General features: G+C 69.5%; 14 protein-coding genes. 8 read left to right on the forward strand and 6 right to left on the reverse strand.

What is annotated here, in order from left to right:
• The first annotated feature begins 5 nt into the window (after positions 1-5).
• The 5 genes from EBH09_RS17735 (at position 6) to EBH09_RS17755 (ending at position 4,375) form a co-directional block, all read left to right on the forward strand.
• The gene (locus EBH09_RS17735) at positions 6-500 is read left to right on the forward strand and encodes a low molecular weight protein-tyrosine-phosphatase (protein WP_121747966.1); all 495 of its coding nucleotides are present in this window, start codon (positions 6-8) and stop codon (positions 498-500) included.
• Positions 497-1,675: a cystathionine gamma-lyase gene (locus EBH09_RS17740; protein WP_121747967.1), complete on the forward strand. Its 1,179-nt coding sequence runs from the start codon at positions 497-499 to the stop codon at positions 1,673-1,675. Before EBH09_RS17735 ends, EBH09_RS17740 begins: the two co-directional genes overlap by 4 nt.
• A gap of 231 nt (positions 1,676-1,906) precedes the next feature.
• Positions 1,907-2,812: a LysR family transcriptional regulator gene (locus tag EBH09_RS17745; protein WP_121747968.1), complete on the forward strand. Its 906-nt coding sequence runs from the start codon at positions 1,907-1,909 to the stop codon at positions 2,810-2,812.
• Between the two features lie 68 nt (positions 2,813-2,880).
• Positions 2,881-3,363 carry an NUDIX hydrolase gene (locus EBH09_RS17750; RefSeq protein WP_121747969.1) on the forward strand — a complete coding sequence of 161 codons (483 nt, stop codon included), beginning with the start codon at positions 2,881-2,883 and terminating at the stop codon, positions 3,361-3,363.
• Positions 3,364-3,508: 145 nt separating this feature from the next.
• Positions 3,509-4,375: a GNAT family N-acetyltransferase gene (locus tag EBH09_RS17755; protein WP_121747970.1), complete on the forward strand. Its 867-nt coding sequence runs from the start codon at positions 3,509-3,511 to the stop codon at positions 4,373-4,375.
• Positions 4,376-4,419: 44 nt separating this feature from the next.
• On the opposite strand, the gene EBH09_RS17760 is transcribed toward EBH09_RS17755, so the two are convergent.
• Both EBH09_RS17760 and EBH09_RS17765 read right to left on the reverse strand, forming a co-directional pair.
• Positions 4,420-4,839 (reverse strand): heme-binding protein, encoded by a 420-nt coding sequence (locus EBH09_RS17760; RefSeq protein ID WP_121747971.1) that lies wholly within the window; start codon positions 4,837-4,839, stop codon positions 4,420-4,422.
• A 112-nt stretch (positions 4,840-4,951) separates the two neighbouring features.
• Positions 4,952-6,163, reverse strand: coding sequence for an MFS transporter (locus EBH09_RS17765; protein ID WP_121747972.1), 1,212 nt, complete (start codon positions 6,161-6,163; stop codon positions 4,952-4,954).
• Between the two features lie 141 nt (positions 6,164-6,304).
• Here EBH09_RS17765 and EBH09_RS17770 point away from each other — a divergent pair, with 141 nt between their 5' ends.
• A complete protein-coding gene (locus EBH09_RS17770; RefSeq protein ID WP_121747973.1) occupies positions 6,305-6,769 on the forward strand; it encodes a MarR family transcriptional regulator in 465 nt (154 codons plus the stop codon).
• A gap of 58 nt (positions 6,770-6,827) precedes the next feature.
• On the forward strand, positions 6,828-7,280 hold the full coding sequence (locus EBH09_RS17775) for a GNAT family N-acetyltransferase (RefSeq protein ID WP_121747974.1): 453 nt from the start codon (positions 6,828-6,830) through the stop codon (positions 7,278-7,280).
• 85 nt (positions 7,281-7,365) lie between these two features.
• On the opposite strand, the gene EBH09_RS17780 is transcribed toward EBH09_RS17775, so the two are convergent.
• The gene (locus EBH09_RS17780; protein ID WP_121747975.1) at positions 7,366-8,751 is read right to left on the reverse strand and encodes a serine hydrolase domain-containing protein; all 1,386 of its coding nucleotides are present in this window, start codon (positions 8,749-8,751) and stop codon (positions 7,366-7,368) included.
• Positions 8,752-8,810: 59 nt separating this feature from the next.
• Positions 8,811-10,289 carry a replicative DNA helicase gene (gene dnaB / locus EBH09_RS17785; protein ID WP_121747976.1) on the reverse strand — a complete coding sequence of 493 codons (1,479 nt, stop codon included), beginning with the start codon at positions 10,287-10,289 and terminating at the stop codon, positions 8,811-8,813.
• Positions 10,290-10,748: 459 nt separating this feature from the next.
• On the opposite strand from dnaB, the gene EBH09_RS17790 reads away from it, so the two are divergent.
• Positions 10,749-12,086 carry an MATE family efflux transporter gene (locus EBH09_RS17790; RefSeq protein ID WP_121747977.1) on the forward strand — a complete coding sequence of 446 codons (1,338 nt, stop codon included), beginning with the start codon at positions 10,749-10,751 and terminating at the stop codon, positions 12,084-12,086.
• A 110-nt stretch (positions 12,087-12,196) separates the two neighbouring features.
• Here EBH09_RS17790 and rplI read toward each other — a convergent pair whose 3' ends face one another.
• Positions 12,197-12,643 carry a 50S ribosomal protein L9 gene (rplI, locus tag EBH09_RS17795; protein WP_121747978.1) on the reverse strand — a complete coding sequence of 149 codons (447 nt, stop codon included), beginning with the start codon at positions 12,641-12,643 and terminating at the stop codon, positions 12,197-12,199.
• An 18-nt stretch (positions 12,644-12,661) separates the two neighbouring features.
• The gene (rpsR, locus tag EBH09_RS17800; RefSeq protein WP_003949403.1) at positions 12,662-12,898 is read right to left on the reverse strand and encodes a 30S ribosomal protein S18; all 237 of its coding nucleotides are present in this window, start codon (positions 12,896-12,898) and stop codon (positions 12,662-12,664) included.
• Positions 12,899-13,090: the final 192 nt, after the last annotated feature.

Here is a 13,090-nt window from a genome sequence, read left to right on the forward strand (position 1 = left end):
TCCCGATGACCTACCGCGTCTGCTTCGTGTGCACGGGCAACATCTGCCGCTCCCCGATGGCCGAGGCCGTCTTCCACGCGCGCGTGGCGGACGCCGGGCTGGACGGCCTGGTCGAGGCCGACAGCGCCGGCACGGGCGGCTGGCACGAGGGCGAGGGCGCCGACCCGCGCACCATGGCCGTCCTGGAGGAGAACGGCTACGGCCTCGACCACACGGCCCGCCGGTTCCAGCCGTCCTGGTTCTCCCGCCTCGACCTGGTCGTCGCCCTCGACGCCGGCCACCTGCGGGCACTGCGCCGCCTCGCGCCCACGGAACAGGACGCGGCCAAAGTACGGCTGCTGCGGTCCTACGACCCCGCCGCCGGCCGCGCCGACCTCGACGTACCGGACCCCTACTACGGGGGCGTGGACGGCTTCGAGGAATGCCTTGAGATGGTGGAGGCGGCGAGCAGCGGACTGCTCGCCGCGGTACGCGAGCAAGTGGAAGGACGGGCGGCATGAGTGATTCCGCTACGAACAACGGGGCCGGAACGGGCGCGCAGGACTCCCCTCACGGCGCCGGTGACGGCACGCGCGCGGTGCGGGCCGGGCTGCCCGAGCCGGTCAAGCACGAGCCGACGCTGCCCGGCCCCGTGTTCGCCGCCCATTTCCATCTGCCGGGTGAGCCGACCGGCCCGTACACCTACGGCCGCGACGAGAACCCGACCTGGACCCACCTCGAGCGCGCCATCGGTGAGCTGGAGGCTCCCGGGCAGGACGACGTCGAGACGCTGGTGTTCGCCTCCGGCATGGCCGCGATCTCCTCGGTGCTCTTCTCCCAACTGCGCGCCGGCGACGTAGCCGTCCTGCCCGACGACGGCTACCAGGCGCTGCCGCTGGTCCGCGACCAGCTGGAGGCGTACGGCATCGAGGTGCGCACCGCGCCGACCGGCGGGGACGCCCAGCTCGACGTCCTGGACGGGGCGAAGCTGCTGTGGATCGAGACGCCGTCCAACCCCGGGCTCGACGTGTGCGACGTCCGGCGACTCGCCGAGGCGGCCCACGCGCGTGGCGCCCTGGTCGCCGTGGACAACACGCTCGCCACGCCGCTGGGGCAGCGCCCGCTGGAGCTCGGCGCCGACTTCTCGGTGGCCAGCGGCACCAAGCAGCTCACCGGCCACGGCGACGTCCTGCTGGGCTACGTGGCCGGCCGCGATGCCGGGGCGATGACCGCCGTACGGCGCTGGCGCAAAATCGTCGGTGCGATCCCCGGGCCCATGGAGGCCTGGCTCGCACATCGTTCGATCGCCACCCTCCAACTGCGTGTGGACCGGCAGAACGCCACCGCGCTGAAGGTGGCCGAAGCCCTCCGTGCGCGGCCGGAGGTCACCGGACTGCGGTACCCGGGGCTGCCCGACGACCCGTCCCACAAGATCGCCTCGCAGCAGATGCTGCGCTACGGGTGCGTCGTCTCCTTCACGCTGCCCACGCGCGCGCGTGCCGATCGTTTTCTCGACGCGCTGCGACTGGTGGAGGGAGCGACGAGCTTCGGCGGGGTGCGGTCCACGGCCGAGCGGCGTGGGCGCTGGGGCGGCGACGCGGTGCCCGAGGGCTTCGTGCGCCTCTCGGTCGGTGCGGAGGATCCCGCGGACCTGGTGGCCGACCTGCTGCGTGCGCTGGAGGAATCGGCGGACTGAGCGCCGCCGCGCAGCCACCGTGCTGTTTCCGGCCAGGTGTGACGGACGGCCCGAGCCTCCCCCCTCGTGGCTCGGACCGTCCTCCGGTTCCGCGGGCGAAGAACCGCACGATTAAGGCTAGTTGACTCTGTGTCAGAGTCCAATCACAGTAGCGACAGCGACCTATCGACATATTTATAGTTGGGCGCCGCCGGAGGGCTGGGGGAGAACAGAAGAGGGGGAGGGTTTGTCGTGGACCTGGCTTTGCTGCGCACCTTCGTGACCGTGCACCGTGCCGGCTCCTTCACCCGTGCCGCGGCCCTGCTCGGCCTCTCCCAGCCTGCCGTCACCTCACAGATCCGCACTCTGGAACGGCAGCTCGGACGTCCCTTGTTCTTGCGGCAGGCCCGCGGCGTCACCCCGACGACGATCGGTGACGAACTCGCCCACAAGGCCGCACCGCATCTCGACGCCCTGGTCGAGATCGCCGAGACCGGGGTGGACGACGACTCCACGTTCAGGACCCTCCATCTCGCCGGACCACCCGAGTTCACCGCCGAGCGGGCGCTTCCCGTACTCACGGAACTCACCGGCGAGGACGGACAGGGCTTCGCGCTGCGCGCCTCGTTCGGAAACGCCGAGGAGACCCTGGAGGGTCTCGCCGCCGGACACCACGATCTGGCCATCGGCACGGCCCGGCCGCGCGGTGCGCTGCTCACGGCCACCCCGCTCTGCGACGAGGAACACGTCCTGGTCGCCGCGCCGCACTGGGCGGAGCGGACCGGCGCCGAAAAGCTCGGCCGCTCCGACGCCCCCGCTCCGGAACACGTCCCCGTGGTCGAGGTGCACGAGTCACTGCCCTTCGTGGCCCGTTACTGGGCATCCGTCTTCGACACCCGCCCGGTCGCCCCGGGCATGGTCATAGCTCCCGACCTGCGTGCTGTCCTCGCCTGTACGGTCGCGGGTGCCGGGCTCGCCGTACTGCCCCGCTATCTGTGCGCCGAGGCACTGGAGCGCGGTGACGTGGTCGCTCTGCATGAACCGGCGGTGCCGCCGCTACGGACGTACTTCCTGGTGGTGCGGACCGGCGCATTGGCGATGCCGCACATTGCCCGCGCCCATGAGTGGTTGCTGCGTGCGGCGGCCGACTGGAACTGAGCCCGGCGATCCCGCGAGCGGGCATACCTCGATGTTTCACGTGGAACCAGCGGGGCCACATTTCTTCCATGACCGTCCGACCCGTGGTCAAGCGCACCGCACGTGCCGTCCTCCTGGACGGTGACCACTTGATCCTGATCAAGCGCACCAAGCCCGGTGTGGACCCCTACTGGGTCACTCCCGGAGGCGGGGTCGAGCCGGACGACAACACCGTCGTGGATGCCCTGCACCGCGAGGTGTACGAGGAACTCGGCGCCAAGATCACCGATGTGGTCCCGTGCTTCGTGGACACGGTGGAGCACATCGGCGAGGACGCCGGAACGACCGGGGTGAAGGTGCAGCACTTCTTCGTCTGCCACCTGGAGTCCATGGACCCCGCCCTGCGGCACGGCCCCGAGGTCGACGAGCCCGCCGGTGAGTACGAGATCGTCCGGGTGCCGTTCACGCGGGTCGGGATCGCCTCCGTCCACCTCGTCCCGCTGTCGCTGCGGCACTATCTGGACGGCAACATCGAGGGTGTGCGTGCCATGCACGCTCCCGACCTCGGCTGACACCAGCGGCAGCCGGCCAGCCCTCCCGTACGGCGTCCAGCGGATGACGGGGCCCAGTGCCCTCGGCCACCACATGGCCAAAACCTCGCGTGTTCCATCGGAAAGTGGTGGACGCGGACGGCCACTGTCGTACAGCCTGACCTGCGTGCCGACACCTTCCCTCGCCTCTCTGCCGATCCGCCGTCTGACGCTTCGCGATCTCACCGCCTGCGCCGACCTGTCCGAGGATCGGGGGTGGCCGCGCGAGGAGCACAAATGGGGCTTCCTCCTGACCGCCGGGCAGGGCTACGGCATCGACGATCCCGGTGGCGGCCTCGTCAGCGCCTGCACCGTCACCGAGTACGGGCCGCCCGGACGCCCCTCCCTCGCCGCCATCGGCATGGTGCTGGTCGCCGAGCGGCACGCCCGTCAGGGAGTCGGACGCCGGCTGATGCGTCACGTCGTCGCCGCTCTGGGCACCACCCCCCTGACCCTGCACGCGACCCCGTACGGCCGGCCGCTCTACGAGGAGCTCGGCTTCAAGACCACCGGCCGGGCGGAGATGGTGCGCGGGCGCTTCACTCCGGGCGGACCCGAGCCGAGGACCGCGACTCGCGCGGCCACTGCCGACGACCTCGCCGCGATCCTCCGGCTCGACGAGGAGGTGTTCGGCACCGACCGCACCCCCATCATCACGCGGCTGCCTGCCTTCGCCGACCAACTGCGCGTCGCCGAGGAGAACGGTCGTCTCATCGGGTACGCCGCGGCCTGGCCCAACATGGACACGCATGTCGTGGGCCCCCTGATCGCCCGCGACACCGAGACGGCCAAGGCTCTGATCAGCTCCCTCGCCGCCCGCACGGACCGGCCGCTGCGCACGGACATCGACGTCCGGCACGACGAACTGCTGGCCTGGGCGAAGGCGCACGGTCTCGCCTCCATTGCACCCAACGCGGTCATGACGTACGGGATCACGGAACTGCCAGGCGACTGGAACCGGCGGTTCGCTCCGCTGACGGTGGCGGCGGGCTGACCCTGCGCGGTGGACCCGCTCTCGCGGCAGGACGGCGGCCGGCGTCAGGCGAGGGCATCCACGGCGGCCTCGGCGAAGGCGTGGTCCTGCTCGGGCGCGCCTCCGCCGACCCCGATCGCGCCGATCAGCCGGCCGTCGCGGTGCACGGGCACGCCACCCGCGATGAACAGAAGCGGCCGGTCGAGCGCGGTGGGCAAGGTGTGGAAGAGACCTCCGGGCTGGACGGCCTCCACGAGGTCTGCGGTGGGGGCGTTCAGCTGGAGCGCCGTGTAGGCCTTGCGGGTGCTGGTCTCCCCGGAGATCAGCACGGCTCGGTCGTCGCGCCGGAAAGCGAGAAGGTGCCCGCCCGCGTCGAGGACGGTGACGCTGACGGTGGCTCCGGCGGCCTCGGCGGCGCGGTGGGCCGCGGCGACGAGAACTTCGGCGTCCTGAAGAGTGAGCGGGGTGACAGCGGTGGTGCTCATGGGGTCTTCTCCTTGGTTGCTGCTGGGTGGTGCGGTGCCTCGGTGGTCTGCGGGGCGGGGAGCCACGGGGTGCGGGGACGGCCCTGGCCCCGCACCCCGCGTCCGGGGCCGTTCAGTGATGTGCGACGGCGGCCGGCCGCTCGGCGGGTGCGGAACCCGCGACGGCCTCGCCGGGAGCACCCTCGCGCCGTTCAAGAGCGGCCGAGAGGAGGGCGAGGACCAGCGCCGCGGCGGCGAGCACGGCGCCGACCCAGTTCGGGGCGGTGTAGCCGAAGCCGGCGGCGATGACGACGCCCCCGAGCCAGGCGGAGAGCGCGTTGCCTAGGTTGAAGGCGCCGATATTCACGGCCGAGGCCAGCGTCGGGGCGCCGTGCGCATGGTCCAGGACGCGCTTCTGCAGCGGGGGGACGGTGGCGAAGCCCAGGGCGCCGATCAGGAAGATGGTCACGGCCGACGCGATCTTGTTGTCCGCGGTGAGCGTGAAAAGGGCGAGTACGACGGCCAGGGCGCCCAGGGAGATGTACAGCATCGGCATCAGGGCGCGGTCCGCGAACCTGCCGCCGACGAGGTTGCCGCCGACCATGCCGAGGCCGAAGAGGACCAGCAGCCAGGTGACCGAGCCGTCGGCGAATCCCGCGACGTGGGTCATCATCGGCGCGATGTAGGTGATGGCCGCGAAGACACCGCCGAAGCCGAGGACGGTCATGGCCATCGCGAGCAGGACCTGGACGTTCTTGAACGCGGCCAGCTCGTGTCGGAGCCGCACTCCCTCGGCCTTGGGCACATCGGGCACCAGCTTGGCGACACCGGCCAGGCCGACGACACCGAGCACCGCCACGACGGCGAACGTGACGCGCCAGCCGACGGACTGTCCGACGAGGGTCCCCAGCGGGACGCCGACGACGTTGGCGACGGTCAGTCCGGTGAACATCATCGCGATCGCGCCCGCTTTCTTGTGCGGGGCGACCAGGTCGGCCGCGACGACCGAGCCGATGCCGAAGAAGGCGCCGTGGGCGAGGGAGGCGACCACACGGCCGGCCAGCATGACGGAGAAGGCCGGGGCGAGTGCGGAGAGCAGGTTGCCGACGATGAACAACCCCATCAGCAGCATGAGCATCCGCTTGCGCGGGACCTTGGTGCCGAGCACGGTCATCAACGGAGCGCCGAACATCACGCCGAACGCGTATCCGGTCACCAGGAGGCCGGCGGTGGGGATGGAGACCCCGTACTCGCTCGCGACCTCGGGCAGCAAGCCCATGATCACGAACTCTGTCGTTCCGATTCCGAAGGCCCCGATCGCGAGGGCCAAAAGCGCGAGAGGCATGGAGGTTGTACACCTTCCCAGACGATTGCAGGAGCGCTTTGCGTGCGTTGACAATAATTGCAGACGCGGGCTAAATGCAAACGCAGACAATTGCGTGACTGGTCTACCCTGGTCCCAGGCGCTCCGGGACGGAGGAAACACATGACAGCGACGGACCCCGCGCTCACCGCCCTCTCCCAGGGTTGGTGCGCCCTCTCCCTGCTGCACGGGAGGATCGAGGCACACATCGAGCGCGCCCTGCAGGCCGGGCACGACCTGAGCGTGCGCGAGTACTCCCTGCTCGACGTGCTCAGCCGCCAGCACGAAGGAGACGGAGGGCATCTGCAGATGAAGCAGGTGGCCGACGCCGTCGTCCTCAGCCAGAGCGCCACCACGCGCCTGGTCACCCGGCTTGAGGACCGGGGGCTGCTCGAGCGCTATTTGTGCCCCACCGACCGGCGCGGCATCTACACCAACGTCACGGCGGCCGGCCTCAAGCTGTTGGACGAGGCGCGGCCCACCAATGACGCCGCCCTGCGCGAGGCCCTCGACGAAGCGGCCAGAAACCCCGACCTGACCCCGCTGGTCCGGGTCGTGGAGACACTCAAGACACCGGTACCCGGCTAGCCGGATGCTGCCGGACCGCACCGAGACCTCTCCCGCCGTCTCTGCGTAGGGTGCGGTCATGGGAGATCTTGAAATACGGTCAGCCGCCGAGGACGACATCCCAGCGGTCGTCGCGATGCTCGCCGACGACCCCTTGGGCGCCCAGCGCGAGTCACCGAACGATCTGGACCCTTACCTGGCAGCGTTCGAACGGCTCAGCGCCGACCCGAACCAGCACCTGGTGGTCGCCGTCCGAGACGACCGCGTCGTCGGCACGCTCCAGTTGACGATCGTCCCCGGTCTGTCCCGGCGCGGCGCCACCCGGTCGATCATCGAAGGCGTCCGCATCCACACCGACGAACGCAGCAGTGGCCTGGGTACCCAGCTCATCGAGTGGGCGGTCGACGAGTCCCGTCGGCAGGGGTGTCACCTCGTGCAGCTCACCTCCGACAAGACCCGTACCGACGCCCACCGCTTCTACGAGCGCCTCGGCTTCTCGGCCTCGCACACCGGTTTCAAGCTTCAGCTCTGACCACAGGCTCGCGCGGTGAGCGACCGCGACGTGGGGGTCCTGTTTCACGTGAAACAGGACCCCGCGTCGTGGCAGGACAAGGCGCCTAGGCGATCCCCCGCCACCCCTCCGGATCCACGCCTCCCGGTACAGGGGCCCCCTCGTCGTACGGCTGGCGCGTGAACACGAACGACCCGAGCTCCAGGTGGCTCACGGCCCCGTCCGGACGCCGCACGGCCCGCAGAGACTCCCCGGCGTAGTACCCCTCAAGCCCTGTCCACGTACCGTCGGCATTCACCCGGAAGCGCGAGCGGCGGCCGTTGCCCGACAGCGGCTCCAGCGAGACTCCCCCGTCGGCCGTCAGCCGTAGAGCGAAAGCGTGTGTCCCCCAGTACCACTGCCCGGCCAACTCCAGTACAGAGGCGTCGACTTCCGGCAGCGGTCGCCACGGTTCGGGGATCCGGGGTTCCGCCTCAGCGACGATACGCACGAGATCCGCACCCACCCTGGCCGGCAGCGGCCCGGAAGTGCAGTTGGTCAGTACCACCGCGGCCACGTCGTCCTCGACGCTGATGGTGAGGTTGGCCAGGAAACCCGGCAGGGAGCCGGAGTGCCCCACGAGCAGCCGCCCGTCCCAGCACTGGATCTGCAGGCCGAGACCGTACGCCGCGCCGTCCAGGACGTCAGCGGCCTCGGCCGCCGCCGCGGGCGCCCGCATCTCCCGCACGGTCTCCGCGCTCAGCACCCTGTCGTCCCCCCTCGCCAGGAACACGGCGAACCGAGCCAGATCTCCGGTGGTGGACCAGAGCTGACCTGCCGGGGCCATTCGACCGAGGTCCTCGGCGGGCTCGGCCAGCATCACGTCGGCCCACGGATGCACTGCCCAGCCACCGGCGTACGGCGCTCGCGGACGCCCGGTCGTACGGTCCAGACCCAGCGGTTCCAACACCTCCCTGCGCAGCACGTCCTCCCACTGAGCACCGCGCAACTTCTCGACCAGCGCACCGAGCAGGGTGTAGCCGGGGTTGGAGTAGTGGTGCCGACGGCCCACCGGGTGCAGGAGCGGTTGCTCGCCCAGCACATCGGCGAGCTCGGGCCGCAGCGAGCCCGGCGTCCGCTCCCACCACGGCGCGGGGGACTCGGCGGCCAGCCCACCCGAGTGCGCCAGCAACTCGGCGATCGTGGCCTCCCCCGCCCCGGTACCCGGCAGATGCTTCTCCAGCGGGTCCCCGAGGTCGAGCAGTCCCTCGTCCCGCAGTCGCAGGACGAGAACGGCGGTGAACGTCTTGGTGATCGAGCCGATCCGGTACTGCACGTTCTCGTCCGGGCCGTGTCCGTCGACCGAAGTCCGCGCTCCGTGCCACACGGTGTGTCCACCCCGAACCACCGCCGCGACGAGCGACGGCGTGCGCCCTTCGGACTGGGCCACGGCGATTCGGTGCAGCAGTGCCCGGCGGGTCGCGGGGAGCAACTCTTCCTGATGTGTCGTCATGCTCCCAGTCCATAGACCAAGGCACCGCACGTCGAGCCGATTTCCCCCGCGCCGGGGGATCAGGTCTGTGCCATGTCCACGAAACGCGAGTAGTGGCCCTGGAAGGCCACGGTGATCGTCGCCGTCGGACCGTTACGGTGCTTGGCCACGATCAGGTCGGCTTCGCCCGCGCGCGGTGACTCCTTCTCGTAGGCGTCCTCACGGTGCAGCAGGATGACCATGTCGGCGTCCTGCTCGATCGAGCCGGACTCACGCAGGTCGGAGACCATCGGCTTCTTGTCGGTGCGCTGCTCGGGACCACGGTTCAGCTGGGAGAGCGCGATGACCGGGAGTTCCAGTTCCTTGGCCAGGAGCTTGAGGTTACGGGACATGTCCGAGACCTCCTGCTGACGGCTCTCGGCGCGCTTGGAACCGCCGGACTGCATCAGCTGGAGGTAGTCGATGATGACCAGTTTGAGCTCATTGCGCTGCTTGAGGCGCCGGCACTTGGCGCGGATCTCCATCATCGACAGGTTCGGGGAGTCGTCGATGTAGAGCGGGGCGGCCGAGACATCCGGCATCCGGCGGGCCAGGCGGGTCCAGTCGTCGTCCGTCATCGTGCCGGACCGCATGTGGTGCAGCGCGACGCGGGCCTCGGCGGACAGCAGCCGCATGGCGATCTCGTTACGCCCCATTTCGAGCGAGAAGATGACGCTCGGGAGATTGTTCTTGATCGACGCGGCCCGCGCGAAGTCCAGCGCGAGCGTCGACTTACCCATGGCGGGACGCGCGGCGATGACGATCATCTGACCGGGGTGCAGGCCGTTGGTCAGCGAGTCGAAGTCCGTGAACCCCGTGGGCACACCGGTCATCTCTCCGCTGCGCGAACCGATCGCCTCGATCTCGTCGAGCGCGCCCTCCATGATGTCGCCCAGCGGCAGATAGTCCTCGCTCGTGCGCTGCTCGGTGACGGCGTAGATCTCGGCCTGGGCACGATTGACGATCTCGTCGACGTCGTCATCGGCCGCGTAACCCATCTGCGTGATCCGTGTACCCGCCTCCACCAGGCGGCGCAGGACGGCGCGCTCGTGCACGATCTCGGCGTAGTACGCGGCGTTCGCGGCCGTCGGCACGGTCTGGACGAGGGTGTGCAGGTAGGAGGCCCCGCCGACTTTGTTGATCTCACCGCGCTTGGTGAGCTCGGCGGCGATCGTGATGGGGTCGGCCGGCTCGCCCTTGGCGTAGACGTCGAGGATGGCCTGGTAGACCGTCTCGTGGGCCGGCTTGTAGAAGTCGTGGCCCTTGAGGATCTCAACGACATCGGCGATGGCGTCCTTGGACAGGAGCATGCCGCCGAGGACGGACTGCTCGGCGTCCAGGTCCTGCGGCGGCACCCGCTCGAACGACGGCCCGCCGCCGTCCCAGGCGGCGTTGTCCGGACCGCGCTCGTGCTGCTCGTCACGGCTGCGGCCCCCGTCACCGCGACGACGGGAAGCGGGCAGACGATCACTGGGGCCGCTGTCGGCCCACGGGTCGTCCAAGGGCTCGGAAATGCTCACCGAGCCACCTCCTCCCGTCCGCCGAGCGGACCTCGCCGTGCCCCTCATTTCTACGGCACGGCACTGACAAATAAGACGCCCAACTCCGGTTCTGGCGCGTCGGTTTTGTGATGGTTCACAAGCCGGTGGACGGAGCAGGCGCCGGACCACCGTAGGCCCGCGGGCACCGTCAGCCAATCTGGTTATCCACAGGCCATGTGGACGAGCGGTCAGATGCTGTGGAGAACTCCGCGAAACCTGTGCACGACCCGGTGGACAGCCCTGTGAACAAGCCCTCGTCCCCACCTGCGAAACCACCCTGAGCTGCGGTTTTCTCGTCCACCCCCTGTGCAGAAGAAAAACTTTCCCAGTCGGATCAAGATCGCTTCGAACCGTACCCAGAAGCACACACGGTGAGACGGTGCGTAAGGGCCGCGAAGGCTTTGCATCTCTTACCTGTGGACGATTAGATTGGTGCTCATGACACAGGCCTCCGCGCGCTCCCGGAACGTCCGGCGCCGACACGACCGCGAGATCGTCGCGCTGGCCGTCCCGGCCTTCGGCGCCCTCGTCGCCGAGCCCCTCTTCGTCATGGCCGACAGTGCGATCGTCGGCCATCTCGGCACCGCGCAGCTCGCCGGACTCGGCATCGCCTCGGCCCTGCTCACCACAGCCGTCAGCGTCTTCGTCTTCCTCGCCTACGCCACCACGGCGGCCGTTTCCCGGCGCGTCGGCGCGGGCGACCTGCAATCCGCGATCCGCCAGGGCATGGACGGCATCTGGCTGGCGTTGCTGCTCGGTGCCGCCGTCATAGCCGTCGTGCTGCCCACTGCGCCTTCCCTCGTGGAGCTCTTCGGCGCCTCCGACACCGCGGCCCCGTACGCCATCACGTATCTGCGGATCTCCACCCTCGGTATCCCCGCGATGCTCGTCGTGCTGGCCTCGACCGGCGTCCTGCGCGGACTGCAGAACACCCGGACCCCGCTCTACGTCGCCATCGCCGGCTTCCTCGCCAACGCTGTCCTCAATGTCGTACTCGTCTACGGCGCCGACCTCGGCATCGCGGGCTCCGCCTGGGGGACCGTCATCGCCCAGTGCGGCATGGCCGCGGTGTACCTCTGGGTGGTGGTCCGCGGGGCACACCGACACGGTGCCTCGCTGCGCCCGGACCTCGTCGGCATCAGGGCCTCGGCCCAGGCCGGGGCACCGCTGCTGGTACGCACCCTCTCGCTGCGAGCGATCCTCATGATCGCCACGGCCGTAGCGGCCCGACTCGGTGACGCCGACATCGCGGCCCATCAGATCGTCCTGTCTCTGTGGAGTCTGCTCGCCTTCGCCCTCGATGCCATCGCCATCGCCGGTCAGGCCATCATCGGACGCTACCTGGGAGCCGGTGACGCCCAAGGGGCCCGCGATGCCTGCCGGAGAATGGTGGGGTGGGGTGTCGCGGTCGGGGTCGCACTCGGCCTGCTCGTGGTGCTGTCACGCCCAGCGTTCCTGCCCCTGTTCACCGGAGACTCCGCGGTCAAGGAAACCGCCCTGCCCGCTCTTGTGATCGTGGCTGTCTCGCAGCCGATCTGCGGAGTGGTCTACGTCCTGGACGGGGTTCTCATGGGTGCCGGCGACGGCCCTTATCTCGCCTGGGCGATGCTGCTTACCCTGGCGGTCTTTACCCCCGTGGCGCTTCTCGTCCCTACGCTCGGCGGTGGGCTCACCGCCCTGTGGGCCGCCATGACGTTGATGATGGCGATGCGCCTGTTGACGCTGTGGCTGCGTACCCGGTCGGGTCGCTGGATCGTCACGGGCGCGACGCGCTGACGGTTTCACGTGAAACACGATGTTTCACGTGAAACATGACCATGAAGATGGGGCCGCGCCTCCCAGTCGGGAGATGCGGCCCCATCTCATCGCTTCAGCGAGAGCAAAGCTCAGGCAGCGACGACCTCGATGCTGACCTTGGCGGCAACCTCGGGGTGCAGACGCACGGACGTCTCGTGGGCGCCCAGGGTCTTGATCGGCGAGCCCAGCTCGATGCGGCGCTTGTCGACCTCGGGACCACCGGCGGCCTTGATCGCCGAAGCGACGTCGGCCGGCGTGACGGAGCCGAAGAGACGACCGGCGTCGCCGGAGCGGACGGCCAGGCGGACCTTCACGCCCTCGAGCTGGCCCTTCACCTGGTTCGCCTGCTCGATGGTCTGGATCTCGTGGATCTTGCGAGCACGACGGATCTGCTCGACGTCCTTCTCGCCACCCTTGGTCCAGCGGATAGCGAACTTCCGCGGGATCAGGTAGTTGCGAGCGTAACCGTCCTTGACGTCGACAACGTCGCCCGCGGCACCGAGGCCGGAGACCTCGTGGGTGAGGATGATCTTCATGATTCGGTCACCCTTCCCTTATCGCGCGGTGGAGGTGTAGGGCAGCAGCGCCATCTCACGGCTGTTCTTCACGGCCGTGGCGACGTCACGCTGGTGCTGGGTGCAGTTGCCGGTCACGCGGCGGGCACGGATCTTGCCGCGGTCGGAAATGAACTTCCGCAGCATGTTCGTGTCCTTGTAGTCCACGTACGTGACCTTGTCCTTGCAGAATGCGCAGACCTTCTTCTTCGGCTTGCGCACAGGCGGCTTAGCCATGATGTCTCTCCTGTGTGATCAAGAAGTGTGAGTGGAGCCCGCCTAGAAGGGGGGCTCGTCCGAGTAGCCGCCACCGCCGCCGGAGCCACCGCCCCAGCCGCCGCCCTGCTGACCGCCGCCACCCTGCTGGCCACCGGCGGGAGCGCCGGTCGCCCAGGGGTCGTCGGCCGGAGCGCCGCCGCCCTGCTGGCC

The sequence above is a fragment of the Streptomyces sp. E2N166 genome (assembly GCF_003671715.1).
In the GTDB taxonomy this organism is placed as follows: domain Bacteria; phylum Actinomycetota; class Actinomycetes; order Streptomycetales; family Streptomycetaceae; genus Streptomyces; species Streptomyces thinghirensis.

What these genes read in the sequence shown, in the direction of transcription:
- EBH09_RS17735 (WP_121747966.1), top strand. Translation starts at nt 6, where the DNA reads ATGACCTACCGCGTCTGCTTCGTGTGCACGGGCAACATCTGCCGCTCC.
- EBH09_RS17740 (WP_121747967.1), top strand. Translation starts at nt 497, where the DNA reads ATGAGTGATTCCGCTACGAACAACGGGGCCGGAACGGGCGCGCAGGAC.
- EBH09_RS17750 (WP_121747969.1), top strand. Translation starts at nt 2,881, where the DNA reads ATGACCGTCCGACCCGTGGTCAAGCGCACCGCACGTGCCGTCCTCCTG.
- EBH09_RS17760 (WP_121747971.1), bottom strand. Translation starts at nt 4,839, where the DNA reads ATGAGCACCACCGCTGTCACCCCGCTCACTCTTCAGGACGCCGAAGTT.
- EBH09_RS17765 (WP_121747972.1), bottom strand. Translation starts at nt 6,163, where the DNA reads ATGCCTCTCGCGCTTTTGGCCCTCGCGATCGGGGCCTTCGGAATCGGA.
- EBH09_RS17770 (WP_121747973.1), top strand. Translation starts at nt 6,305, where the DNA reads ATGACAGCGACGGACCCCGCGCTCACCGCCCTCTCCCAGGGTTGGTGC.
- EBH09_RS17775 (WP_121747974.1), top strand. Translation starts at nt 6,828, where the DNA reads ATGGGAGATCTTGAAATACGGTCAGCCGCCGAGGACGACATCCCAGCG.
- EBH09_RS17780 (WP_121747975.1), bottom strand. Translation starts at nt 8,751, where the DNA reads ATGACGACACATCAGGAAGAGTTGCTCCCCGCGACCCGCCGGGCACTG.
- EBH09_RS17790 (WP_121747977.1), top strand. Translation starts at nt 10,749, where the DNA reads ATGACACAGGCCTCCGCGCGCTCCCGGAACGTCCGGCGCCGACACGAC.
- rplI (WP_121747978.1), bottom strand. Translation starts at nt 12,643, where the DNA reads ATGAAGATCATCCTCACCCACGAGGTCTCCGGCCTCGGTGCCGCGGGC.
- rpsR (WP_003949403.1), bottom strand. Translation starts at nt 12,898, where the DNA reads ATGGCTAAGCCGCCTGTGCGCAAGCCGAAGAAGAAGGTCTGCGCATTC.